Below are 23,813 nucleotides of genomic sequence, written 5' to 3'. Positions count from 1 at the left end.
TTCTGAATTAAATACAAATATAATTAATTTATTAATTCATTATAAAAAATAATACATAAATCCTTGTCTTACTGGGGAAGAAACAAATACGATATAAATATAATATTATTTTCTATAATAATATAATATTTATTTATTTGATGTAATATAAGTGTTAAAACAGCTAAATCGCTTTACTACGGCTGATCACGCTGTTCAACAGCCGTTTTTTTATGATGTCATAAACCAGGATTCCTTTCACCGCTGTCTCGATAGACAATTGAGGCCTCTCACAATTGAAACGCTGCAGAATAGCCGGATGAATATCCCCGAGATGGTTGGCTGTACCAAAAATGATGTCCAGTGCCGGTTGCTCCCCTTCCAGCAGTTGCTCAAAAAAGGTGCTGCTCACCGGTGCATCTGTATGAGGAAAGGCAAAAGCTTTATAAGGTAGTTGAAATTTACTGGTTACAAAGTCAACGGATTCGACAGTCTGCCGGATTTGTTCGGCCAGTGTCAGTTCTGCATAATAAGGATGATCAATGCTGTGCCCACCAATACCAAATCCCTGGTCTACCAGTCGCTGTACACTTCCGCTGTCCATAAAAGGCCTTTCCCTTTGCAGGTATTCGCCGAACGACAGTTCAAAAACTTCCCCGATGGGATCTGCCAGTTGTCTGTTTACGTACGTGATTTTTTTTACCCGGGAGATGATGTCCGCAGCAGTACCTCCCGTATCACCCAATAGTTGCCCGGCAGCCGCCAGTGTGGCAGGCGACCAGTTACGGGTGGTGAGCGCCTCTATAATCAGGCTGACTTTAAATTTATAAAACAACTCCTGGTTGTCCAGGAAGTTCTTGTTGATAAAGAAGGCCGCTGGTACACCTTTCCGCAGCAGCATTGGCGCAATATGCGTGGCAACTTCCTGCAACCCGTCATCAAAAGTCAGCAGGAAACTATATTTCGGCAAAGGTCTGCGCTCCTTCACCGCTGCTATCACTTCCGGCAGGGTAACCGGCTTAAAATGCTTCAACAGGTAATCCAGGTCCTTCTCAAAGGCCTTGGTGCCTTTGAAGGGATACAAATGCTTAATATGTGGAACTGGCACATCGCTCACCAGGTGCTGATAAGGCAGTAAAAGTTGGTTAGGGTCTATCCCTTTCAAAAGGGCAACCGGCGCCAGACGTATGGTATTATAAAATACTTTCTTGGAATAGTGCATGGGATCAAGGGCATCTGAAATGAAGGGCAAGATAGCAGAAGGGCGTTAAAATAAAAAGCCCCGGAAAATATTCCGGAGCTTTTCAATATTTATTCGCTGCTGATCCTATAATTGGAAAGCGGCTTTTACTTTATCAACGTAATCCAGTTTCTCCCAGGTAAACAGTTCCACTTCTACGCTCTTCTCATGTTTCTTTCCTTTGTTGAATACCTTGGTAACAACTTTAGGTTCGCGGCCCATGTGACCATAAGCAGCTGTTTCACTGTAGATAGGATTGCGCAGTTTTAATCTTTGCTCGATCGCATAAGGACGCAGGTCAAAGATTTCTTCAATTTTCTTTGCAATTTCGCCATCATTCAGTTTCACTTTGGAAGTACCATTGGTATTTACATAGATACCACATGGTTTTGCCACACCGATTGCATAAGATACCTGTACCAGTACTTCGTCGCAAACACCGGCAGCTACCAGGTTTTTCGCAATGTGACGGGTAGCGTAGGCTGCAGAGCGGTCTACTTTGGAAGGATCTTTTCCGGAGAAAGCACCACCACCGTGTGCACCTTTACCACCGTAGGTATCTACGATGATCTTACGGCCGGTTAACCCGGTATCACCGTGAGGACCACCGATTACAAATTTACCGGTTGGGTTGATGTGGTGATTGATATCAAAACCTTCGAACAGTTTTTGCAGCTCAGGCTTCAACTGTGCTTTTACGCGTGGGATCAGGATATTGATCATATCTTCCTTGATCTTTGCCAGCATTGCTTCATCCTGATCGAAATCATCATGCTGGGTAGAGATCACGATAGAATCGATTCTCACTGGCTTGTTATCATCGGAATATTCAATAGTTACCTGGGATTTTGCATCCGGACGCAGGTACTTGATTTCTTTATTTTCACGACGGAGTACAGCCAGTTCCAGCAGCAGTTTATGCGCCAGATCCAGTGCCAGTGGCATGTAGTTTTCAGTTTCGCGGGTCGCGTAACCAAACATCATACCCTGATCACCTGCTCCCTGCTCTTCCGGAGATTTACGATCAACACCCTGGTTGATATCCGGAGATTGTTCATGGATCGCAGACAGAATACCACAGGAATTTGCTTCGAACATGTACTCGCTCTTGGTATAACCAATCTTGCGGATTACTTCTCTGGCAATGTCCTGTACGTCGAGGTAAGCTTCTGATTTCACTTCACCTGCCAAAACTACCTGGCCGGTTGTTACGAGTGTTTCGCAAGCGACTTTGGATGATGCATCATAAGCCAGAAAGTTATCGATCAAAGCGTCAGAGATCTGATCAGCTACTTTATCGGGATGTCCTTCTGAAACGGATTCGGACGTAAATAAATAAGGCATAAAAAACTGGGATTAGTAGTTTTATGGTTTAGTGTAAATAATTCTTAGTTTAACATTGTACTGCGACAGGTTGCTTCCGCCGACTTTCACACGATTTACATCCATGTAAAGAGGAGAATAACCTTCCAGTTTGAAACCATTATTAACATCCAGCTTTTTGATAAAGCGCTGCATGGTATTGGCAAGGTTAAAGGTGTACTGAACAATCTGTACTCCTCCAAAATTGGTAATTACCTGACGGCTGGCCCCGAAATAAGAAGCTCCTCCTCCTGTTACGTAATAGTCTGCCGGCAACTTGGTGGAATCGTTGGCCGTATTTGCATATTGCCGTAAAGATAAGCTTCCTGGTTCAATAAAAATATTATTCATATCACTTGCACCGGAGGTTATTTGTGTAATCACCAGTTCCGCTTTATTGATCAGCACATTTGGGAAGTTTTCCAATCCTGGAATAGTAAGCTTGGTATACAGGCCAGGCGCGGCATTCAGGAACAGGATACTGTCTCCCGCCGGGTTATTGGTATTGATAAACCGGGAGGCCTGAGAGCCGTTATAATTACGGGTAAAGTAATTGGCATGCGCACTTGCATACTGATCAAACGCCATCGTAGCACGCAGTGAATCGTCTGTAGAGTTCTTGTAGAACACTGTCAGTTTCGTATTGGAATTTGCCAGGTTCAGATAAATCATGTTCCTGTTGGTACCAAGATTGGTATCCGGTACAATCGCAAATCCTTTCAGATACGCACGGAAAGCCGAATCTGTAGCAAATGCACCATCCGACTTCTGGTTGAGGAGTTCCTGGCCAAAAGCATTACTCAGACGGATACGCAGCTGGGCAGTTTCCTTGGTGCCATATACACTCACAGAATCACGGAGCGATAATGGTGTAACCGTTACCGTACCCAGTACTTCCGGCGTATGTGCCAGTGTTTTGTTATAAGCGTAATTGGAATCGATATTAAAATTGGTTTCCGCCATCCGGTATACCCTGAAGGTTTGCGGTGCGGAAGAATCTCCGGTATAGCCACTGTAACTGAGCGACAATACCACAGAATCGAGTGTTTGCCCTACCCCGTCAAAGGTAAAGGCGCTTTTGGGTATAGATACCTGCGTGTATACGAATGCGTGAGTTCTCCCAAAAACAGGGTCGGTCGTAATAGATCCCAGTATTTTATTGTAGGCATTACGGCCGTTTAAAATAGAGGAATCATACCGGAGGATATTATTGGCAATAATACCGTTGATGACTGTATCCTGGGCATTTACAAAATCTCCCGGAGGGATCAGGCCACTTCCCAGGATAGTGGATTTGTTACAGCCGGTTGCTCCGTACAGTAGAGTAATATAGGTAGCTAAGAAGCTAAGGTTCCTGAAATTGATCTTCACGCGTTATGTTGTTAGTGAGTATTGGTTTAACTGCCCGAACATGCTTTTAATAGCTACTTACCCAGCAATTGGTTATACAATTGGAGGTAATCACCAAGATCGTCGTTTTCTTTCTTAAAAGGCAAAATGATCTTACCTTTTTCTGCTTTTACTTCATCCACCACTTTCTTTTCCAGTTTATCACCGGCCAGTACAACCGCGTCCGCGTATTTTGCAGCTCCCCGGTTCAATGCAGTGTTGGTACCTTCCTTGAACAGCTCCATATCCTTTTCTTTGATCTGGTTGCTGATCGTGGCCTTCTTAACAAAGGTAGTGCCTAACTTTTCTTTGAACGTATTGGGAGTCAGGGAGTAAATAATCTTTGAATTGGCAAAAACCGGCTCCTTTTTATAGGCCGTTTTCAGATACATGGGTATCAGAGAGGTCATCCAGCCACTACAATGGATAATGTCGGGAGGCCATCCGAACTTCTTGACCGTTTCCAGGGCTCCTTTACAAAAGAAGACAGCTCTAGCTGCATTGTCGTCGAAAAACTCTTCATTTTCGTCGGCAAATACAGTTTTACGCTTAAAATAATCTTCATTATCCAGGAAGTAAACCTGCAGCCGGGCGTTAGGAAGAGAAGCTACCTTGATAATCAACGGATAATCATCCCCGTCGATCACAATGTTGATTCCCGACAATCTTACGACCTCGTGCAAACGGTGTCTTCTCTCATTAATAATTCCAAATCTAGGCATGATCACTCTCACTTCCAGGCCAGCCTCATTGGACTTAATTGCCATTTTATTGACCATTGCCGCGTAATCACTCAATTCCAGGTACGGCGACATCTCTTGGGCAATAAAAAGAATTCTTTTCTTTGTGGACATTTAACGCTGATTATTAATGCAGTAATTTTTAATTTGGCTTGCAAAATTACGGATTTTTTACGGAATATTGGCCAATCTGTCAGTTTTAACATCCTTTTAAGCAATGATTTATGTATCTATTTAAGCGCAGCACGGACCTGAAGAAGCACCTGGACCTGGTAAGAAAAAGCAACAAAAGCATTGGTTTTGTGCCCACTATGGGAGCCCTCCATGCCGGGCACCTGTCACTTATTCAGGCGGCCAGGCAGGAAAATGACGTGGTCGTTTGCAGCATCTTTGTCAATCCAACTCAGTTTAATGATCCAAAAGATTTTGAAAAATATCCCATCACTATTGAAGAGGATATAAAAAAATTAAATAATGCGTCAACAGATATACTCTTTTTACCATCCGTAGAGGAAATGTACCCGGAAGGATTGGAAAGTGACCTGCATTACGACTTTGGCGACCTGGAAACCATCCTTGAAGGTAAATTTCGCCCCGGGCATTTTCAGGGCGTGGGTCGTATTGTACACAAGTTACTGGATATTGTGCAACCTGACCAGCTTTTTATGGGACAAAAAGATCTGCAGCAATGCCTTATCATCCGCCGGCTGCTTTTTGTGACCCATTCTCCGGTAAAGCTGGTCGTTTGCCCAACCGAAAGAGAAAGCGACGGTCTTGCCATGAGCAGCCGCAATGCCAGGCTCTCTCCCGCCGCCAGGAAAAAAGCCGTGGCCATTTACCAGGCCCTCCTGCATATCAAAAACAATTTTGGCAAAGGCCTTCATTTTATGGAAGGCGCCCATGAGGCATTCGACGCCCTCAAAAAACAGGGCTTTGAACCCGAATACGTAGACATTCTCCAGGTAGATAATGATACCCTCCTCCACCTCGATCAGCCGCCCGGAAATACCACCGTTGTTGCGGCTGTTGCCGCATGGCTGGACGGTGTCCGTCTCATCGATAATATGATCCTCCAGGGAAGCCTGTAAGCCCGGCGGACAAGGGATGCAACGCATACTGCATTACTGCTGCATCCCTTGTTCGATCTTCCATATTTTTTCCCTAGCTTTGCAAACGCTCTTTTTATAGCGCTAAGCCAGTATAAATTATGCAAATCGAAATTTTAAAGTGTAAGATTCACCGCGCGGTTGTAACGGAAGCCAATCTGCAATACGTTGGAAGTATTACGATTGATGAAGACCTGATGGACGCCGCTGGTTTAATTGAGTACGAAAAAGTGCAGGTATTGAACGTAAATAACGGAGAACGCCTGGAAACCTACGTGATCAAAGGGAAACGTGCCTCCGGTGTAATCTGTATGAATGGCCCCGCTGCCCGTCTTGTTGCCCCAGGTGATGTAGTGATCATTATCTCCTATGCTACCATGGATTTTGAAGAAGCAAAAAAATATACACCTGTTGCCATTTTCCCGAAAGAAGGGAATAAACTGTAAGCCCGTATACTGATTTATAAACGCCCTAAAAACAACTTTGGATCATGCCCAAAATGCTTAAGAACGTCATTAAGTTTATTTGCTTTTTTGGCATAGGAGTGCTGTTGATATGGCTTTTCACTAAAGATATCACCACGGAACAGTGGACGCAGATCAACGATGCGTTCCGCAAAGCCAACTACTGGCTGCTGATACCTACTATGACTATTGGTATTGCCAGTCACTGGTTCAGGGCTATCCGGTGGAAACTGCTCATGAAACCACTGGGCCACCAACCCACTACCCTGAATACTTTTTTTGCGGTAATGGTCGGCTACCTGGCCAACCTGGCAGTACCCCGGTTGGGAGAAGTAACCCGCTGCGGCATCCTGGCGCAATACGAAAAAGTACCCGCCGATAAACTCGTAGGTACCATGATTGCAGAACGCGCGGTAGATATGGTTTGCCTCCTCCTGCTCATGGCCCTCACAGTCCTTACCCAACTGGATGTGCTGGGCACTTACGTCAACGAATCGATCTTCGTTCCTATATCCAATAAAGTAGCCCATGCCAATGGAATGCAGTTGCTCATTGGTATTGCCATCCTTGCTGTTGTGCTGCTGATCCTGGGCTGGCTCCTGAAAAAATTTGCCAGATCCAAAGTAGCCATCACTATTAAAAATCTCGCCAGAGGTATTATGGAAGGCATTCTTTCCATCGGTAAAATGGAAAAGAAAGGCTGGTTCCTCGTGCACACCGTGCTGATCTGGTCCTGCTACCTGTCGCAGGTTTACATCGGCTTTTTCTGTCTTACAGAAACCAGTCACCTGGGTATCAGCGCCGCATTGGCCGTACTCATGATCGGCAGTGTAGGCATGATCGTTACCCCCGGTGGTATCGGCGCTTATCAGCCCCTGGTGCAGAAATCGCTGCAACTGTACGGTATTCCGCTGGCCATCGGATTTGCCTTCGGCTGGATCATCTGGGTAGCACAAACCGTACTTGTGATCCTGCTTGGCTTTATCAGCCTGATCGCATTACCCATTTACAATAAAAAGAAAACCGAAGCCCTCCCGGCTACGCGTTAATATAACCTTGTTTTACACCGGCTCCCCCGGTGTAAAACAATTTTCCCCGCTCACTTCTCCCCCATTTTCTTTAACTTTAATTTAATACTCCAATTAAAGCGAAAGCTGTATCATCGTAGTTTAGATGATGTGAATTTTTTGAATGTAAATAAGTTTGTATGCGTTTGCCGAATGGTGAGAACCTTGATATTATGACAGTACCCGAAGCAATAATTCCAAAGAAAACAACCAGGAAGAAGCCCCTCCCAGAGAAGAAAAAAATGATCGCCAGAGATATCAGCTGGCTGTCCTTCAACGCCAGGGTGCTACAGGAAGCTTCCGATAAAACCGTTCCCCTCCACGAACGTATCCGCTTTTTAGGCATCTTCTCCAATAACCTCGATGAATTTTTCAGGGTCCGTGTAGCCACCCTCAAACGGATGATGTCTTTCGGGAAAGCCGGCAAAATGCACCTCGAAGAAAATCCGGATAAGATACTCGATGAAATTCAGACCCGTGTAATTGAGCAACAGCGCGAGTTTGACCTGGTATGGAAAGACATTGCCACCGAAATGGAGGCCCAGCATATTTTTCTCAGGACAGAAAAACAACTGAATAAGGAACAACAGAAATTTGTACTGAATTACTTCAACGAACAGGTACGCACCAACATCATCCCACTGATGATTGAAAGCATACAACAGTTCCCCATCCTCCGTGATAAATCTATTTACCTGGCCATTGTACTAGCCCGGCAGGATAATTCCGTACGACAAAAATTTGCACTCATAGAAATACCTACCACCGTACTTCCGCGCTTTATCATCCTTCCTTCCAAACCGGGAGAACATGATATCATTCTGTTGGAAGACCTGGTACGCTTCTGTTTACCCAATATATTTTCTTACTTCGGATACGATAAATTCTCCGCGCACATCATCAAAGTGACCCGTGATGCGGAACTCGATATCGATAATGATATTTCTGACAGTCTTATTCACCAGATTGAGAAAGGACTGAAAGACCGGCGCAAAGGCAAGCCGGTAAGGTTTGTATATGACAAGGATATCGATCCGCTGCTGCTGGAGTATCTTATGCGCAGACAAGGCCTTTCCGGAAAAGACAACCTCATTCCCGGCGCCCGGATCCATAATTTCAAAGACTTTATGGATTTCCCCGAATCGATTTTTCCTCCGCATTTGCACCGTAAAACCTTTACCCATCCACTGTTTCTCAATGCCCCCAGTGTGATGCATGTGATCCAGCAACAGGATGTAATGCTGCATTTCCCTTATCATTCCTTCGATACTATAATCGACCTGTTAAGGGAAGCAGCCATTGATCCTAATGTATCTTCCATCAAAATAACAGCGTACAGGCTTGCCCGTAATTCCAAGATCGTGAACGCACTCGTAAATGCGGTACGCAACGGCAAACAGGTAACTGTGGTGCTGGAACTACGCGCCCGCTTTGATGAAGCAGCCAATCTCGACTGGAAATCAAGGCTGGAAGAAGAAGGCGTAAAAGTATTACTGGGTATTCCGAATATGAAGATCCACGCCAAATTATGCGTGATCAAAAAAAGGATTGGCACCAAAACCCTGCAGTGCGGCTTTATCAGCACCGGTAACCTGAATGAAAGAACGGCCCGTGTATACGGCGATCACTGCCTGCTCACCACCAACCGTGCGATCATTGCAGATATGAACCGGATCTTTTCCTACCTGGAAACTCCCCGGCATGATATCAAAATACTGGAAGGCTGTAAAACGTTGCCGGTTAGTCCACTGAACATGCGCGATACTTTCCTCCGGTTAATGGACCGCGAAATAAAGAATGCCAAACACAAAAAGAAAGCCGCCATTACCGTTAAAATGAACTCGCTGTCTGATGCGGTTCTTATCGCCAAACTGTACGAAGCTGCCAAAGCCGGTGTAGACGTAAAGATGGTGATCAGGGGTATCTGTTGCGCCTATACGGAGAATAAAAAATGGAAGAAAAATATCACGGCAGTCAGCATTGTGGATGAATACCTGGAACATGCCCGCGTGTTTATTTTCCATCACGGCGGACAGGAAAAAGTATACATCGCTTCCTGCGACTGGATGATACGTAACCTGGATCACCGGGTGGAAGCCGCAGCACCTATAACGGATCCGGCTATACGACAAGAACTGATCGATATTATGAATATCCAACTGAGCGGCAACGTAAAAGCCCGTGTGCTGGATAATGAACAAACCAATCAGTACCGGAAAGACGGGGATAAAAAAGTACGCACTCAGATTGAGATCTATAAATACCTGCACGAAAAACAATACCATTAACTTTAAAATGTTTTACTTTTGCCCATTGAACTAACGACGGAAAGATGAAATTAGCTGCGATTGATATAGGCTCCAATGCTGCCAGATTGCTCATTTCTGAAGCATCGCCCAATAGTGCCGGTGTAATGGATTTTACCAAACTAAACCTGGTAAGAGTACCCCTACGCCTCGGTTTCGATGTATTCAACAACCAGTTGATCTCCCCTAAAAAGGCTTCGCATCTCGTTAATACAATCAAGGCATATAAACACCTGCTGGACGTTTACGAAGTAAAATACCTGAAAGCCTGCGCTACCTCAGCCATGAGAGACGCCAGTAACGGCACCGAAATTCTGCAGGAAGTAAAAACGCTGACCGGTATCGATATCAAAATCATTACCGGACAGGAAGAAGCAGCGTTTATCTATGAAAACCATGTGGCTGAAAACATGGATAAAACCAAGTCGTACCTGTACATCGACGTTGGTGGCGGCAGCACAGAGATCACGCTCTTCAGCGCCGGCAGACAGATCTTTAAAGAATCGTTCAATATAGGCACTATCCGGCTGCTGCAACAGCAGGTAACAGACAACCACTGGCAGCAGCTGAAGGATTTTCTTAAACAACAACTCAAAAACATCGGCCCCGTGATTGCGATCGGTTCCGGTGGTAACATCAATAAAATCTTCTCTCTCTCCAAACGTAAGGAAGGCAAGCCTTTATCGCTGGATACACTGAAAGATTACCACAAGGAATTCAGTGCCTTCACCGTAGAGGAACGTATACACCTGTATAACCTCCGGGAAGACCGGGCCGACGTAATTGTTCCCGCCCTCCTGATCTACATCAATATTATGCGCTGGGCGGATACGCCGGAAATCTATGTACCAAAAATAGGGCTGGCGGATGGCCTGATCCATGCGCTGTATGAAGAGATTGCGGAGACTTCCCGCCTGGCCGGCCGTACATAAAAAACATTTTTATTTATCTTTTTATATTACCACCTTTGCGGCTATTGCTAACAGCTAAACGCTAAAAGCTTACTGCTTATGTCTGTGCATAAAGAAATCAAGCGCGTCACCACGCATATACTGCAGAAGATGAAGTTGGACGGAGAAAGAATCTCCATGCTGACCGCTTATGATTATTCCATGGCCCGCATCTTTGATGATGCCGGCATCGATATTCTGCTGGTGGGTGACTCTGCTTCCAATGTAATGGCTGGTCATGAAACCACCTTACCCATCACGCTGGATCAGATGATCTATCATGCTGCCTCCGTAGTGAGAGCTATCAAACGCTGCTTTGTAGTGGTAGATCTTCCCTTTGGTTCTTACCAGGGTAATTCCAAGGAAGCACTCAGTTCTGCGATCCGGATCATGAAAGAAACCGGCGCACACGGTATCAAGATAGAAGGTGGAGAAGAAATCATTGAATCTGTAAAACGTATTATCTCTGCCGGTGTACCGGTGATGGGACATCTGGGTCTTACCCCGCAGTCCATCTATAAGTTCGGGACTTACGCTGTACGTGCTACCGAAGAAGCCGAAGCCAATAAACTTATTGCCGATGCCAAACTGCTGCAGGAAGCAGGCTGCTTTGCTATCGTACTGGAAAAGATTCCGGCAACACTGGCAAAAACAGTAGCAGAATCCGTTGATATTCCTATTATCGGCATCGGTGCCGGTAAGTATGTAGACGGACAGGTACTCGTTATGCACGATATGCTGGGCATCAACAAAGACTTCAAGCCCCGCTTCCTCCGTCGCTACCTGGATCTCTACAATCAGATCTATGGCGCCACACAGGCTTACATCAATGATGTAAAAACCAAAGATTTCCCGAACGATAACGAACAATACTAACAATAATAGTCAACACGACGAACTTGCAACCAGTCATTTATACAGTTGTAAGTTCGTCGTTTGTAATTAATATATTTTCCCTATATTCGCTTCGCACATTGCAAGTTTGAATGAACTACCTGTTAAACATACAGCTTTCTCTACTCTCCTATCTCCGGAGCACTTGCTCCCATGTGCCATAGGTAGCACACGGGCTTTCCCTTTTCCAACTTCTTTCCTGTTCAGCCACTGGTGTGGTTTGTAAGCTATTATTTCATCATTACTGATGATGTATGCGTATTGATTTGCATGGGCGTATGCTGCCCGCTGCAGACGTATTCATGCATATATAACAGTAACGGTTATACGTAGTTTGGAAGAAGTGTATATCGTCACTTATTCCGGAAGCAAAAATGCTTTCCGCTTCACTATAATTCCAAACAGATTATGAAACGTGTAATGATTATCGGCGCCGGTAAGATCGGCGAAACCGCTGCCTTTCTCCTGCAACAGTCCGGCGACTATATCGTAACGCTGGCAGACAGCAACGATGCGCTATTGCAGAAATGCACTGATACCCGCATCCATAAAGCCATTCTCGATGTAAATAATGCAGCTTCGCTGCAACAGGCGCTGGAAGAACAGGACATAGTGCTCAGTGCCTGCCCGTTTTTCCTGAATGTAAAAATTGCTACTGCAGCTGCCAGCGCCAACACCCATTATTTTGATTTAACGGAAGATGTAGCTACTACCAATGCCATCCGGGAAATAGCCACCAAAGCCAATGTCAGCTTCATGCCGCAATGTGGCCTGGCGCCGGGTTTTATCAGCATCGCGGCCCACGATATTGCCAAACAGTTCGATACACTCGATGCCGTCAGGCTCCGTGTGGGGGCGCTGCCACAGTTTCCTACCAACAGCCTGATGTACAACCTTACCTGGAGCACCGACGGACTGATCAATGAATACTGCAATCCCTGTGACGCCATTCATGAAGGAGAACGCAAAGAAGTAATGCCGATGGAAGGCTACGAACGCTTTGCCCTTGATGGCGTGGAGTATGAGGCCTTTAATACTTCCGGCGGACTCGGTGCCCTCGCAGAGATCCTGGACCGGAAAGTATATAACCTCGATTACAAAACGGTACGTTATCCCGGTCATTGCCACCTGATGAAAATACTTCTGAATGAACTGAAACTCAATAAAAAAAGAGAAATGCTGAAGGAGATAATGGAAGATAGCATACCTTTCACCCCGCAGGATGTGGTGTTGGTATTTGTATCCGTTTCCGGCATGGTAAATGGCCGTTCGGTACAACGCTCCTATTCACGTAAAATCTATAACCAGGCTGTTGGCGGCAGGGATTTTACCGCCATACAACTGACCACTGCCGGCGCTGCCTGTGCAGTAATAGACCTGCATGCAAAAGGTCTGCTGCCAGCCAATGGCTTCGTACGCCAGGAAGATGTGGCATTCCAGGATCTGATCAACAACCGTTTTGCGGTATATTATAACTAAAAGTTACTGTCATGTTGAAAGACATTCTACACGGGCTGATGGAACGCTATCAGCAAAGGGTGCCGGACGTAAGCGCCGTTATTGCTGCCATGATAAAAGAAGGCATGATCCGGCACGCGGATGATATTGAGAACGACCATATCGCTTTCCGTACCATGGGCGTGCCACAGCTGGGGGTGCAGTCGCTCGAAAAAATATTTCTTCACTACGGCTACACAAAAATGGAGCAATACCATTTCCCTGGAAAAAAGCTGGATGCCTGGTGGTATGCGCCGCCCGAGCCGCAGTACCCACGTATCTTTATCAGTGAATTGCGGGTGAATGACCTGAGCCCTGCCGCGCAGCAAATCATTCACAGCTATACCCGCGAAGTAATTACGGATCCGGTGAATGCGCTGAACCTGGATGATGCCACTGCTGTAGATACCTTTTTGCACAGCTCTCTGTGGCGAACGCCTACCCTGGCGGATTACAAGGCACTGGCAGCAGAAAGTGAATATGCCGCCTGGGTCATTTATAACCGTTATTACCTGAACCATTTCACCGTGAGCGTACATAACCTTCCGGAAGGATACAATACGGTGGCTGATTTCAACCAATTCCTGGAAAAGCATGGCTTTCATCTGAACGATGCAGGTGGTAAAATCAAGACCAGTCCGGATGGCAATTTGCTGCAAAGTGCTACCGTGGCGGGTATGATTACCGCCACCTTTGCGGGAGGCGAAACGTTCCCTATTGCAGGTTCCTACGTTGAATTTGCAGAGCGGAAAGTATTGCCGCAATTTGCACATCTGCCGGCGCAGGACATCCGCCGGGAACACCGCCGCGAGGGCTTTGAGGCCGGTAATGCCGATAAGATCTTTGAAAGCACCTACGCCGCCCAAACAAAAAAAAGTTCCTAATTTAGTCTATTAATACACCAACAATGGAAGACATCTTAAAAGCATTTGGCATCACTGCGGAGCAAAGTGGCATCAGCACCGGTACTCACTGGCTGCCTGCTCATGGGGCGGATATTACGTCGGTTTCACCGGTAAACAATAAAAAGATTACCACGGTGAAAAGCGCTACCCGTGAAGACTATGACCTGGTAGTAGCAGTAGCACAGGAAGCTTTCAAAGAATGGCGCACCTGGCCTGCCCCCAAAAGAGGTGAAGTTGTGAGACAAATCGGCGTAGCCCTGCGGGAACAGAAAGAACACCTGGGTAAGCTGGTATCCTATGAAATGGGAAAGAGCCTGCAGGAAGGATATGGAGAGGTACAGGAGATGATCGACATCTGTGATTTTGCGGTGGGTTTATCACGGCAACTACATGGGCTCACCATGCACTCCGAGCGTCCGGGACACCGGATGTATGAACAGTGGCATCCGCTGGGTATCACCGGTATTATCTCCGCTTTTAACTTTCCGGTGGCCGTTTGGAGCTGGAATTCAATGCTGGCATGGGTTTGTGGAAATGTTTGTATCTGGAAGCCTTCAGAAAAAACACCGGTTACGGCTTTGGCCTGTCAACATATAGTAGCGCAGGTTTTTGCGGCTAACCACGTGCCGGAAGGCGTTTGCTGCCTGGTGACGGGGAACCGCGACGCCGGCGAATGGATGGCGCACGACCGCCGTATTCCACTGGTTTCGGCCACCGGTTCCACCCGGATGGGCAAGGCCGTTGGCGCTGCCGTAGGTGAACGCCTGGGCCGTTCCCTCCTGGAATTAGGCGGCAACAATGCCATTATCATTACGCAAGATGCAGACCTTGATATGTCGCTCATTGGCGCCGTATTTGGCGCCGTTGGCACAGCCGGACAGCGTTGCACATCTACCAGGAGACTGATTATTCACGAAAGCGTATATGACGCATTTACCGCCAGGCTGGTAAAAGCCTATGCACAGCTGCGTATCGGCAATCCGCTGGATCAACACAATCATGTGGGGCCGCTGATCGACACCGCAGCAGTGGATGCGTATCTCAGCACAATTGAACAGGTGAAGCAGCAAGGTGGCACCTTCCTCGTAGATGGAGGCGTATTATCCGGGACTGGCTTTGAATCGGGTTGTTATGTGAAACCCTGCATTGCTGCTGTGGAAAATGTATACGACATTGTGCAGCATGAAACCTTTGCACCTATTCTCTATGTGATGAAGTACGCTACGCTTGCAGAAGCAATTGCTATGCAGAACGACGTACCGCAAGGGCTTTCCTCCGCCATCATGACGCTCAATCTGCGTGAGGCGGAGCAGTTCCTGTCTCATGCCGGATCCGACTGTGGTATTGCCAATGTAAACATCGGTACTTCCGGTGCAGAAATCGGCGGCGCGTTCGGCGGTGAAAAAGAAACCGGCGGCGGCCGTGAAAGTGGCTCTGATGCCTGGAGAGCCTATATGCGCCGGCAAACCAATACCATCAACTATTCCAATAGCCTGCCATTGGCACAGGGGATCAAGTTTGACCTGTAGCACAAAATAAACAGCGATCTGTTAAACAGATCGCTGCTATAATATTCAAATGTGAAATTTGTCGATTCATTCAGCTCCGAGGCTTTGGCCCCGGAGCTTTTAATTTTCGTGACAGGAGACGCTACCCGATCAGATTTTTAAAAGCGGTTGATAAAATGCTACTTGTTAAAATCGTTCCAGCAACCTTTGTTACTGCTTCTCTACATACATCGACCACATGGTTTTTAAAAATAGTAGCGAGGTTAGAGAACCCCGCTTTTCGTTAAACGGAAACCATGCTTATGAGAAAAGTTGACAATGGCGGGAAGCCATTAAAAACTCTTCTGGATATAAATATTAGACTTTTTTTTGAATATTCATATTCAACTTTTGTGCTACTGCGGTATTTGTGCCATTGTATTTGACAACTAAAACCTGTCCACATCCTTTGTCATACAGGGTTTTCATTACTTTCCCCCTTACCCCGGCATGCTGTAACATAGCAGTAATATTTTCAGGATCACTGCAAATAACAAAGGTTTTACCCTTATTTTTCTTTATCATGTCTTTGAAGGTACTGCTGGTCTGGTCGGGATCGCCGTTGATCCGGAAGTAGTCCAGCTTTTGGTCATGAGCTTTGGACAAGGGAGTAACGGTTTGCACGGCCCTGTTCAGGAAGGTGGTGTAAATAGCGGCAATCTCTGTTCCTTCCAGGGAAGAAGCCAGCTGGGTGGCCTGTTCCTGCCCTCCGGGACTAAGGCCGGGATCTGCCGAAGGGGATGACTCCATTTCAGCTGCATTCACAAAAATAATGGTGGTTACCTCTGGTTCAGAGGCGGACACAGAAAGGCCTGTAGCCATCAAAGTGGCCATGATAAAAGCTTTCAACATGATTGGTAAATTTAAATAAATGAGAAAACGATACCAGTAAAATAAATCCCGAACGAAGATCTGGCCAATGAGGGGTATGAGGAATAAGAACAATGTAAAACTATGACTCCCTTCCAGATCTTCAAAAGGTATTGTGACAGGTGGTTACAGGCATTGTCGAACCTACGGATCAGGATAAGATAAACGGGAATATACCGGACTGCAATAACACCACAGTGAGTTAAAAAGGGCGGTCAATCTCCCAATCAACCAACATATAGCGCGCTTATCATTAAAATTTAATGTTATACCGCTTTTTCTCTACCTTTAAGGTTATCATCATGATATTTTTAGTTGTTTTTTATAGGGAAAATTATTGAACATGAAATTGTTTAACCGAGAGGTTGCAGTCCTGGCAGGGTGTGTTGCATTGGTGACTGCATTTACAACAAATACCGTAGTAGCGCAAAGTAAGCCCCCGGTACCCAAAAACTGGCATTTACTGAGTTATGATACCGACAGCGTTTTTGGTACGTCTACAGAAAAAGCCTACAAAGAATTGTTAAAAGGCAAGAAAAGTACGCCTGTTATCGTAGCGGTGATCGACTCAGGTATTGATACTACCCATGAAGATCTCAAAAGCATCCTCTGGACCAATACCCGGGAAATTCCGGGTAATGGCAAAGATGATGACCATAACGGTTATGTGGATGATATCCACGGCTGGAACTTCCTTGGAGGTAAAGATGGCAGCAGCCTGAAAGAAGATTCTGAAGAAGCCGCCCGTGAATACTACCGTTACAAAAACCTGTACGGTAACCCGGACTCCGCGCTGGCTAAAGATTCTAAAGAATATGCCATCTGGCAGCAATTGCAATCAAAAGTGGAGAAGCCTACTTCCCAGTTTAAAGTGCAATACAAAAGCATGTCGAAGCTCCAGGAAAATGTGAACAAATGCGAATCCATCCTTAAAACCTACCTGGGTAAGGATGATTTCAATGTGGCACAACTCGACAGCATCCAGACCACTAACCAGGATGTATTACTGGCCCGTAACTTCATGAGCCGTTTGCTGAAAAGCGCAGGTGACGAACCCGCTACTTTCAGCGAATTTAAAATGGAGTTCGACGAATACATGAATGAACTGAAACGTAAGGCAGAAAGCTCCGAAGTAATGCCAAACGCCAACAGGGAAAAGATTGTAGGCGATAACCTCGAAGATATCAAAGACAACAAATACGGTAACAATGATGTGATGGGTACCTTCGGATTCCACGGCACGCACGTTTCCGGTATTATAGCCGCCGTAAGAAACAATGGCGTAGGCATGGATGGTGTAGCTGACAATGTGCGCATCATGGCTGTTAAAGCAGTGCCGGACGGTGATGAAAGAGATAAAGATGTAGCCCTGGCGATCCGCTATGCGGTAGACAACGGCGCGCAGATCATTAACATGAGCTTTGGTAAACCTTTCTCCCCGCATAAAGACTGGGTAGATGCCGCCGTGAAATATGCAGAAGAAAAAGGCGTATTACTGATCCATGCAGCTGGTAATGATGGCGCTAATAACGACTCCATCGCCAACTATCCCAACCCGGATTACCTGGGTGGTGGCACAGCTACCAACTTCATTACTGTTGGCGCCAGCAACATCGGCAACGGCAATGACAAAGTAGCCCCTTTCTCTAACTATGGTAAGAAAGGTGTAGATCTTTTTGCACCTGGTGTGCAGATCTATTCCACTATTCCAGGTGGCAATAAATACGGCAGCGCCAGCGGCACCAGTATGGCCAGCCCGGTAGTAGCAGGAGTAGCAGCACTGGTACTCTCCTACTATCCTGAACTCAGCGCCAGACAACTCAAATATGTGCTCGAAAAAAGCGCCACCCCACTTCCGGATGGATCTACCATGGTGAACAAACCAGGATCTTCCGACGAGAAAATTAACTTTGCGGATCTTTCTGTAACCGGTGGCATGGTGAATTCTTACGAAGCACTGAAACTGGCTGCTACTATTAAAGGAGAAAATGTGAAGGGCAAAAAGCAGCACAAAGCCAAAGTGAAGGCTATCAAAAAGAACTAAGTTATTGTAAATAGAAAAGCGGGGAGTTTTGTTTCTGAAAACAAAATTCCCCGCTTTTTTTATGCAGTATACCTGCTTATTTCACCAGGCGCAAACTGATCGGATACTTGTAAGATTCCCCATTATTAGCCTTTACGGCTGCAATGATGCTGAAAATAACGTTCAGCAGCCAGATCACCCCTATCAGGCTGGTCCAGCCCCAGACGTTATAAAAATCGCCCCTGGTATGACGCCAGAAATTAGTCAGCGACCAGAAACCGGTGATAATATTATTGACCAGGTTTATGGCAACAGCGGCCAGACTCAGCGTAATCTGGAAATTGATCGCTTCTTTGCCCTGGTTGTCTACAAACTTGGATTCATTGCGCTTAATAAGCCAGAGTACCAACACGCCGATGATATTACCAACGGTGGGCAGAATAGCCATACCGATAATTCCTCCCAGGTGTACAAGGAGCCCCCAGGTTCTTTCATCTTTCTGATTCATAAAATATAGATTAAATATAATACGGGAAGTTAACAGCTTATTTTAGCATATCAAAAAAGGAGGAAGAAAAAAACTACAAACCTGTAAGCCGGATTCTGTTTCTGCCCCGGCAAGCCGGGACAGACTGCTATCATTTATCTGCGACAACGTTCGCACGTTGTCTGTATCTGCCTACCCTCGGTCATCGGGCGAGCAGCCCTCAATCGACCGTATACATGGCATTTCAGCACGCAAGGTTTACCCGCACAAACAGTTACCTGCCTGCACCGTGGGCTCTTACCCCACATTTTCACCCTTATCTGCCAAAGCGGACGGTTATTTTCTGTGGCACTTGCTGTTCCTGGTTTACACCGGGCCCCACCCGTTAGGTGGTGCGTTGCTCTGCGCTGTCCGGACTTTCCTTCCCACTGACAAGTCAATAGAACGATAGCACGGTTTGTAGTTGAAGCGCGAAGGTAATTAAAAAAATTACCTAAACGTTATTTCTGTAGCACCATAGCCGTATTTCGCGTGATACTGGTTCACGAAACTGGCCACTTCCGGTGTTTGTTTGAGGATCTGGTGAATTTCATCTTTGAGTTTTCCCTTACCGATGCCATGAATCACAATCAGGTTATGTTGATGATGACTGATAGCGAGTTCCAGGTAACGTTGAAAAGCATTCAGCTGAATGGCCAGGATAGCGATATTGCTCAGGCCTTTCCAGTTCTTTTCCAATGCTTCAATATGCAGATCCACTTCCTGTTTAGGTGTCAGGGAAGTTTCCGGCTGTAATTGAATTTTACTCAACAGGCTGGCGAAGTTGCCAGATCCGATAGTAGTAACCGGCGCTTTCTTTTTTGCCTGTTCTGCTGGTGCAGGTGGCTCCGGCGCTCTTTCCGGAAATTTGTCGAACAGCGGATAAGTAATAGTGGCTTCTGCTTTGGAGCGCAATTGCTCCAGCTGCACAAACATCTGCTTAGGCTTTATTTTCCAGGTTTTCTGTACAGAGGTGGCCAGTTTGGGTTGTGGTTCTTTCAGGAAGAAATTAAACTCAAAACGGGGATTATCGTTCAGTGATTCGAAGATAAGGTCTGCCAGGTAGAAGTGGTTATAAGGCTGGATTTCATTCTTGATTTCCAGGTCCAGCTGGTTATTCAGCCATATCTGGAAATAAAAACGTATAGCATGGGGCGTATCGTTGAACAGGTGGAACTTCATCAGTTTTACTGTTTCATCTAATCCGTCCATCTGGTATACCGGTAAAACAGACAGGAACATGCCCTTGTCGGTTTTAAACACTTCATACTTGCTTCTGTCTACTTTAATTTCGTCGCCAGGAATCAATCTGGGCTTCTCTTTCACCAGTTTTTGCTGGGTAAAACGATGGAAATATGGGAAGTCGATCTGATCGAGATACACCGGGAACGATGTTCCTTTTACCTCAATCATAACCATGTTATCATTCACAATGTCAACAACCGTTCCTTCTTCTTTTGAGCTTAACAACAGTATGTTGTCGCCTTTTTGGTATTTCATAATTGCATTCTTCAACTGCAAAGTTAGAATTTTGGAGGGATATGTGGGAAGAGATTTACAATTTAGCCGTCGGGCTGGAGACACAACTCCTTATTGCCATCCAAAATGGTAACACTCACCTACACGACTATATGAAGAAAATCCTATTCTGCGTACTTCCGGCTTCTTACTTTTTCCGGATGCCGCCGCATGTAATCATCTACTGAAATACGGCCACTGCCTTCTATCAGGAAGAAGATCAGCAGGAACAGTACCAGCAGGGAAATACCAATGATAGGGTATACCGTAAAGAGACCTGTTGGAGAATGAACAAAAAATACGGCGCCCAGTAATACGGGAATGTTTACCAGTGCCGACACCCTCGTCAGCAGCCCCATGGCTATAAACAACCCTCCTACAGTGTGCGCAAATACAACATAATGTCCCAGTAAGACTGACAGCGTTGCCATTGCGGGGTTCTGATTGATCATGGATATCAGTGCATCCCTGTCCTGTACGAACCGGATGCCTACATACATGAGAAATACCCCCAGCAGAATGCGAACCACACTCAGCCAATTAGGGTGATGTGTATCACCCCAGTGTTCAACCCGTTGTAGCATGTTCATAAAATATAAATTTTAAGATCAAAGAGCTACCTTGAAGTTACGAAGATTTATGCTTTTGCTGCGAGCTTACTATTCTGATAGCTGTACAGGAAATAGATGGCCAGTCCGATACCCAGCCAGATACCGAAAACGATCCAGTTCTTGAGGGCGATTTCCGTCATCAGGTAGAAGCAACTGAGCATACCCAATACCGGTATCAGCGAGAGTTTACGGGTAGCAGACAGGAACGTGATGCTCACGGTGGCTACGGTAAACAGGTAGAAGGGAATATTATGTTTCCATACATCCCAGCCGCCTTCCATAGAGAACTTAGCCAGGATTTCATTATGAAACAGTATTGCCAGTAAAATTACCAGACCCGGAACGATCAGTTGTCCGTTGATGTAGGGCATCTGGAAGCGTTTTACCGTAGTTTTCTCCTCCCTCGGCAGAATTAATACGCCGCCACAAACCAGGATAAAGGCAAACAGGGTACCGATACTGGTCAGATCCGTCACAATGGTGAGGTTCAGGAACAGCGCCGGAATACCAACGATCAGACCAGTGACAATTGTCGCGAAAGAGGGCGTTTTAAAGCGGGGATGTAATTTGCTGAAACGCTTGGGCAACAGGCCATCACGGCTCATGCTCATCCAGATACGGGGTTGCCCGATCTGGAATACCAGCAGTACGCTGGTCGTAGCCACTACGGCGCTCACAGAGATCAAATAGCTGATCCAGGGGAGGTTTACCTGGTTGAATACGTACGCCAGCGGGTCATTTACCTTTAAATTGGTGAAAGGCACCATGCCGGTCAGCACCAGTGAAATCAGGATATATAATACGGTACAGATAATCAGGGAATAGATCATGCCTTTGGGCAGATCCCGCTGCGGATTGGCACATTCTTCTGCGGTGGTACTGACCGCATCAAAACCAATATAAGCGAAAAAGACGGCTGATACACCTTTTAGCACACCAGAGAACCCATTGGGCATAAAAGGGTGCCAATTGGCCTTATTTACATAAAAGAAACCCACTACAATCACAAACAGGATGACAAGTATTTTGAGAGCCACCATAAAGTTGGCGCTCTTTTTACTTTCCTGGATGCCTACGTAGGCCAGGTATGTTACCAGTACCACTATCATAAAGGCCGGCAGATTCAGGATAATAGGAATGCCGCCGATATGCGGGGCAGCTGCCATCAGTTCCGGCGATGCACTATCGTAATTGCTGACCAACCACTCTGGTATAATGCCTCTTAACAGGTTATTAAAATATCCGCTCCAGGAAATGGCCACGGCAATATTCCCGATGGCATATTCCAGGATCAGGGCCCAACCGATCACCCATGCGGCCAGTTCACCAAAAGTAACGTAAGAGTACGTATACGCGCTGCCGGAAACCGGTACGCGGGACGCAAATTCTGCGTAGCAGAGTGCAGAGAAACCGCAGGTAACTGCAGTGATCACAAAAAGCAGTGATACACCCGGGCCTCCGTGAAAGGAGGCTTCCCCGATAGTGGAAAAGATACCGGCGCCGATAACGGCCGCAATTCCCATAGCGGTAAGGTCTTTCACCTTCAACACCTTGTGCATCCCCCCTGTTTCATGGCCATCAGACAATCCGTCTTTGGCATCTTTTAAAATGGTTGCGAGCGATTTTTTCCGAAACAGCGAATTTGACGACATTGGCGAAGGAATTACGTTTTACAGTTGTATTTAAATTTAATGAATATGCACGTTAAACCGACTAAAAATAATAATGCTGATTGCGCTGATTCTATCTTCCAGAAAAAATCAATGCAATCAGCAATATCACCTTCATCCTGAATAAGACAAGCGCGAATATAATGCGATTTTGAATACGAACCTTATTGCTGACGGTTTAACAGGTAGTCGGCCAGCTCCATCAATGGTGCTTTCCGGTTGGAAAGTACAGCGATATTGTCCAGGCTCTGGAACGCCAGTTGCTGGAAACGCTCTTTCTCTTTCTCCGCCCATTCGTCCACTTTGCAGGCACGGAACAGGTGCAGTACCCGCTCCACTTTATCTGCCGGCGACGTTTCCATGAGCATTTTCAACTCTGCCAGCTGCTCCGGATTGCACAATTCCAGCGCCTTCAGGAGCAGGAACGTCTTTTTGTTCACAAGAATATCTCCTCCCTGCTGCTTGCCAAATTTCTCGGGATCTCCAAAAGCGTCCAGGTAATCGTCCTGGATCTGGAAGGCAATACCAATATTTTTACCAAAGGAATAAATATGTTGCTGGTTTCCTTCTCCGGCGCCGCCGATGATCGCACCCAATTGCATACTGGCAGCCAGCAGCACAGAGGTTTTCAGCCCTATCATGTGTACATAGTCGTCATATTTCACATCTTCCGGCGCCATACCTTCAAAATCCATATCCAGCTGCTGACCTTCACATACTTCGATGGCCGCTTTATTAAATACGGAAATGATTTTCTGTTTATAATGGGAATCTACCTTGTTCAGGCGCTCATAAACATAGATCAGCATCACATCACCTGCCAGGATAGCGGCCGGGTCCCCATATACCGTGTGTACAGTTGGTTTACCACGGCGGATCGGCGCTTTATCCATGATATCATCATGCAGCAACGTAAAATTATGAAACAATTCTACCGCACTGCCTACCTCAAACGCATCTGCACGTACATCATCAAATAATTCGTTTCCCATCAGGCATAACACAGGACGGATTCTTTTTCCGCTGATTCCCAGGATATGGGAAGCTGCATTGTATAATCTGCTGGGTTCTTTTGGAAAACGTTCCTTTTCAAAATGTTGACTAAACTGCGCTATTAACTCCTGAAATGAATGCATTGCTGGTGGCTCG

The 23,813-nt window shown here is 46.1% G+C and carries 20 protein-coding genes and 1 other RNA gene; 10 read left to right on the top strand and 11 right to left on the bottom strand.

Features of this window, described 5'->3' with window-relative positions:
• Positions 1 to 163: 163 nt before the first annotated feature.
• The 4 genes from BMW79_RS18520 to BMW79_RS18505 form a co-directional block, all read right to left on the bottom strand.
• Positions 164 to 1,231, bottom strand: a complete 1,068-nt coding sequence (locus BMW79_RS18520; protein ID WP_089897145.1) for a polysaccharide deacetylase family protein — start codon at positions 1,229 to 1,231, stop codon at positions 164 to 166.
• 75 nt (positions 1,232 to 1,306) lie between these two features.
• Positions 1,307 to 2,563, bottom strand: coding sequence for a methionine adenosyltransferase (metK, locus tag BMW79_RS18515; RefSeq protein ID WP_089897144.1), 1,257 nt, complete (start codon positions 2,561 to 2,563; stop codon positions 1,307 to 1,309).
• 21 nt (positions 2,564 to 2,584) lie between these two features.
• Positions 2,585 to 3,952, bottom strand: coding sequence for a DUF4270 family protein (locus tag BMW79_RS18510; RefSeq protein ID WP_089897143.1), 1,368 nt, complete (start codon positions 3,950 to 3,952; stop codon positions 2,585 to 2,587).
• 53 nt (positions 3,953 to 4,005) lie between these two features.
• Positions 4,006 to 4,824 carry a glycogen/starch synthase gene (locus tag BMW79_RS18505; protein WP_089897142.1) on the bottom strand — a complete coding sequence of 273 codons (819 nt, stop codon included), beginning with the start codon at positions 4,822 to 4,824 and terminating at the stop codon, positions 4,006 to 4,008.
• A gap of 110 nt (positions 4,825 to 4,934) precedes the next feature.
• Here BMW79_RS18505 and panC point away from each other — a divergent pair, with 110 nt between their 5' ends.
• From panC to amaB, 9 genes are all read left to right on the top strand, one after another.
• Positions 4,935 to 5,798: a pantoate--beta-alanine ligase gene (panC, locus tag BMW79_RS18500; RefSeq protein ID WP_089897141.1), complete on the top strand. Its 864-nt coding sequence runs from the start codon at positions 4,935 to 4,937 to the stop codon at positions 5,796 to 5,798.
• A 119-nt stretch (positions 5,799 to 5,917) separates the two neighbouring features.
• Positions 5,918 to 6,262: an aspartate 1-decarboxylase gene (panD, locus tag BMW79_RS18495; RefSeq protein WP_089897140.1), complete on the top strand. Its 345-nt coding sequence runs from the start codon at positions 5,918 to 5,920 to the stop codon at positions 6,260 to 6,262.
• A gap of 44 nt (positions 6,263 to 6,306) precedes the next feature.
• On the top strand, positions 6,307 to 7,329 hold the full coding sequence (locus tag BMW79_RS18490; RefSeq protein WP_089897139.1) for a lysylphosphatidylglycerol synthase transmembrane domain-containing protein: 1,023 nt from the start codon (positions 6,307 to 6,309) through the stop codon (positions 7,327 to 7,329).
• A gap of 158 nt (positions 7,330 to 7,487) precedes the next feature.
• Positions 7,488 to 9,635 (top strand): polyphosphate kinase 1, encoded by a 2,148-nt coding sequence (ppk1, locus tag BMW79_RS18485; RefSeq protein ID WP_089897138.1) that lies wholly within the window; start codon positions 7,488 to 7,490, stop codon positions 9,633 to 9,635.
• Positions 9,636 to 9,679: 44 nt separating this feature from the next.
• The gene (locus BMW79_RS18480; protein ID WP_089897137.1) at positions 9,680 to 10,585 is read left to right on the top strand and encodes a Ppx/GppA phosphatase family protein; all 906 of its coding nucleotides are present in this window, start codon (positions 9,680 to 9,682) and stop codon (positions 10,583 to 10,585) included.
• Positions 10,586 to 10,663: 78 nt separating this feature from the next.
• Positions 10,664 to 11,479: a 3-methyl-2-oxobutanoate hydroxymethyltransferase gene (gene panB / locus BMW79_RS18475; RefSeq protein ID WP_089897136.1), complete on the top strand. Its 816-nt coding sequence runs from the start codon at positions 10,664 to 10,666 to the stop codon at positions 11,477 to 11,479.
• Between the two features lie 426 nt (positions 11,480 to 11,905).
• Complete coding sequence (locus BMW79_RS18470; protein WP_089897135.1) at positions 11,906 to 12,976, top strand: saccharopine dehydrogenase family protein; 1,071 nt, start codon at positions 11,906 to 11,908, stop codon at positions 12,974 to 12,976.
• A gap of 11 nt (positions 12,977 to 12,987) precedes the next feature.
• Entirely contained in the window at positions 12,988 to 13,878 is an 891-nt protein-coding gene (locus tag BMW79_RS18465) for a DUF1338 domain-containing protein (protein WP_089897134.1), read from the top strand.
• Between the two features lie 23 nt (positions 13,879 to 13,901).
• Positions 13,902 to 15,428 (top strand): L-piperidine-6-carboxylate dehydrogenase, encoded by a 1,527-nt coding sequence (gene amaB / locus BMW79_RS18460; RefSeq protein WP_089897133.1) that lies wholly within the window; start codon positions 13,902 to 13,904, stop codon positions 15,426 to 15,428.
• A 336-nt stretch (positions 15,429 to 15,764) separates the two neighbouring features.
• Here the strand turns inward: amaB and BMW79_RS18455 are convergent, their stop codons facing one another.
• The gene (locus BMW79_RS18455) at positions 15,765 to 16,298 is read right to left on the bottom strand and encodes a histidine phosphatase family protein (protein ID WP_089897132.1); all 534 of its coding nucleotides are present in this window, start codon (positions 16,296 to 16,298) and stop codon (positions 15,765 to 15,767) included.
• Positions 16,299 to 16,659: 361 nt separating this feature from the next.
• Here BMW79_RS18455 and BMW79_RS18450 point away from each other — a divergent pair, with 361 nt between their 5' ends.
• Positions 16,660 to 18,360: a S8 family peptidase gene (locus BMW79_RS18450; protein WP_089897131.1), complete on the top strand. Its 1,701-nt coding sequence runs from the start codon at positions 16,660 to 16,662 to the stop codon at positions 18,358 to 18,360.
• Between the two features lie 76 nt (positions 18,361 to 18,436).
• Here BMW79_RS18450 and BMW79_RS18445 read toward each other — a convergent pair whose 3' ends face one another.
• From BMW79_RS18445 to BMW79_RS18420, 6 genes are all read right to left on the bottom strand, one after another.
• Complete coding sequence (locus BMW79_RS18445) at positions 18,437 to 18,847, bottom strand: DUF4870 domain-containing protein (RefSeq protein WP_089897130.1); 411 nt, start codon at positions 18,845 to 18,847, stop codon at positions 18,437 to 18,439.
• A 68-nt stretch (positions 18,848 to 18,915) separates the two neighbouring features.
• Positions 18,916 to 19,290: RNase P RNA component class A (gene rnpB, locus BMW79_RS18440), an RNA gene on the bottom strand.
• Between the two features lie 25 nt (positions 19,291 to 19,315).
• A complete protein-coding gene (locus BMW79_RS18435) occupies positions 19,316 to 20,365 on the bottom strand; it encodes a Smr/MutS family protein (RefSeq protein WP_143059213.1) in 1,050 nt (349 codons plus the stop codon).
• Positions 20,366 to 20,508: 143 nt separating this feature from the next.
• Positions 20,509 to 20,973, bottom strand: a complete 465-nt coding sequence (locus BMW79_RS18430) for a DoxX family protein (RefSeq protein ID WP_089897128.1) — start codon at positions 20,971 to 20,973, stop codon at positions 20,509 to 20,511.
• Between the two features lie 47 nt (positions 20,974 to 21,020).
• Positions 21,021 to 22,646, bottom strand: coding sequence for an amino acid permease (locus BMW79_RS18425; protein ID WP_089897127.1), 1,626 nt, complete (start codon positions 22,644 to 22,646; stop codon positions 21,021 to 21,023).
• 182 nt (positions 22,647 to 22,828) lie between these two features.
• The gene (locus BMW79_RS18420) at positions 22,829 to 23,800 is read right to left on the bottom strand and encodes a polyprenyl synthetase family protein (RefSeq protein ID WP_089897126.1); all 972 of its coding nucleotides are present in this window, start codon (positions 23,798 to 23,800) and stop codon (positions 22,829 to 22,831) included.
• Between the last annotated feature and the right edge of the window lie 13 nt (positions 23,801 to 23,813).

The sequence above is a fragment of the Chitinophaga arvensicola genome (assembly GCF_900110835.1).
GTDB classification, from domain to species: Bacteria; Bacteroidota; Bacteroidia; order Chitinophagales; family Chitinophagaceae; genus Chitinophaga; species Chitinophaga arvensicola.
Note: the sequence above shows the minus strand (reverse complement) of the source record. Positions and strands in the feature narration are given on the sequence as shown.

What these genes read in the sequence shown, in the direction of transcription:
- BMW79_RS18450 (WP_089897131.1), top strand. Translation starts at nt 16,660, where the DNA reads ATGAAATTGTTTAACCGAGAGGTTGCAGTCCTGGCAGGGTGTGTTGCA.
- BMW79_RS18445 (WP_089897130.1), bottom strand. Translation starts at nt 18,847, where the DNA reads ATGAATCAGAAAGATGAAAGAACCTGGGGGCTCCTTGTACACCTGGGA.
- BMW79_RS18420 (WP_089897126.1), bottom strand. Translation starts at nt 23,800, where the DNA reads ATGCATTCATTTCAGGAGTTAATAGCGCAGTTTAGTCAACATTTTGAA.
- metK (WP_089897144.1), bottom strand. Translation starts at nt 2,563, where the DNA reads ATGCCTTATTTATTTACGTCCGAATCCGTTTCAGAAGGACATCCCGAT.
- panC (WP_089897141.1), top strand. Translation starts at nt 4,935, where the DNA reads ATGTATCTATTTAAGCGCAGCACGGACCTGAAGAAGCACCTGGACCTG.
- BMW79_RS18505 (WP_089897142.1), bottom strand. Translation starts at nt 4,824, where the DNA reads ATGTCCACAAAGAAAAGAATTCTTTTTATTGCCCAAGAGATGTCGCCG.
- panB (WP_089897136.1), top strand. Translation starts at nt 10,664, where the DNA reads ATGTCTGTGCATAAAGAAATCAAGCGCGTCACCACGCATATACTGCAG.
- BMW79_RS18490 (WP_089897139.1), top strand. Translation starts at nt 6,307, where the DNA reads ATGCCCAAAATGCTTAAGAACGTCATTAAGTTTATTTGCTTTTTTGGC.
- BMW79_RS18435 (WP_143059213.1), bottom strand. Translation starts at nt 20,365, where the DNA reads ATGAAATACCAAAAAGGCGACAACATACTGTTGTTAAGCTCAAAAGAA.
- panD (WP_089897140.1), top strand. Translation starts at nt 5,918, where the DNA reads ATGCAAATCGAAATTTTAAAGTGTAAGATTCACCGCGCGGTTGTAACG.
- BMW79_RS18430 (WP_089897128.1), bottom strand. Translation starts at nt 20,973, where the DNA reads ATGAACATGCTACAACGGGTTGAACACTGGGGTGATACACATCACCCT.
- BMW79_RS18465 (WP_089897134.1), top strand. Translation starts at nt 12,988, where the DNA reads ATGTTGAAAGACATTCTACACGGGCTGATGGAACGCTATCAGCAAAGG.
- BMW79_RS18425 (WP_089897127.1), bottom strand. Translation starts at nt 22,646, where the DNA reads ATGTCGTCAAATTCGCTGTTTCGGAAAAAATCGCTCGCAACCATTTTA.
- ppk1 (WP_089897138.1), top strand. Translation starts at nt 7,488, where the DNA reads ATGCGTTTGCCGAATGGTGAGAACCTTGATATTATGACAGTACCCGAA.
- BMW79_RS18480 (WP_089897137.1), top strand. Translation starts at nt 9,680, where the DNA reads ATGAAATTAGCTGCGATTGATATAGGCTCCAATGCTGCCAGATTGCTC.
- amaB (WP_089897133.1), top strand. Translation starts at nt 13,902, where the DNA reads ATGGAAGACATCTTAAAAGCATTTGGCATCACTGCGGAGCAAAGTGGC.
- BMW79_RS18470 (WP_089897135.1), top strand. Translation starts at nt 11,906, where the DNA reads ATGAAACGTGTAATGATTATCGGCGCCGGTAAGATCGGCGAAACCGCT.
- BMW79_RS18455 (WP_089897132.1), bottom strand. Translation starts at nt 16,298, where the DNA reads ATGTTGAAAGCTTTTATCATGGCCACTTTGATGGCTACAGGCCTTTCT.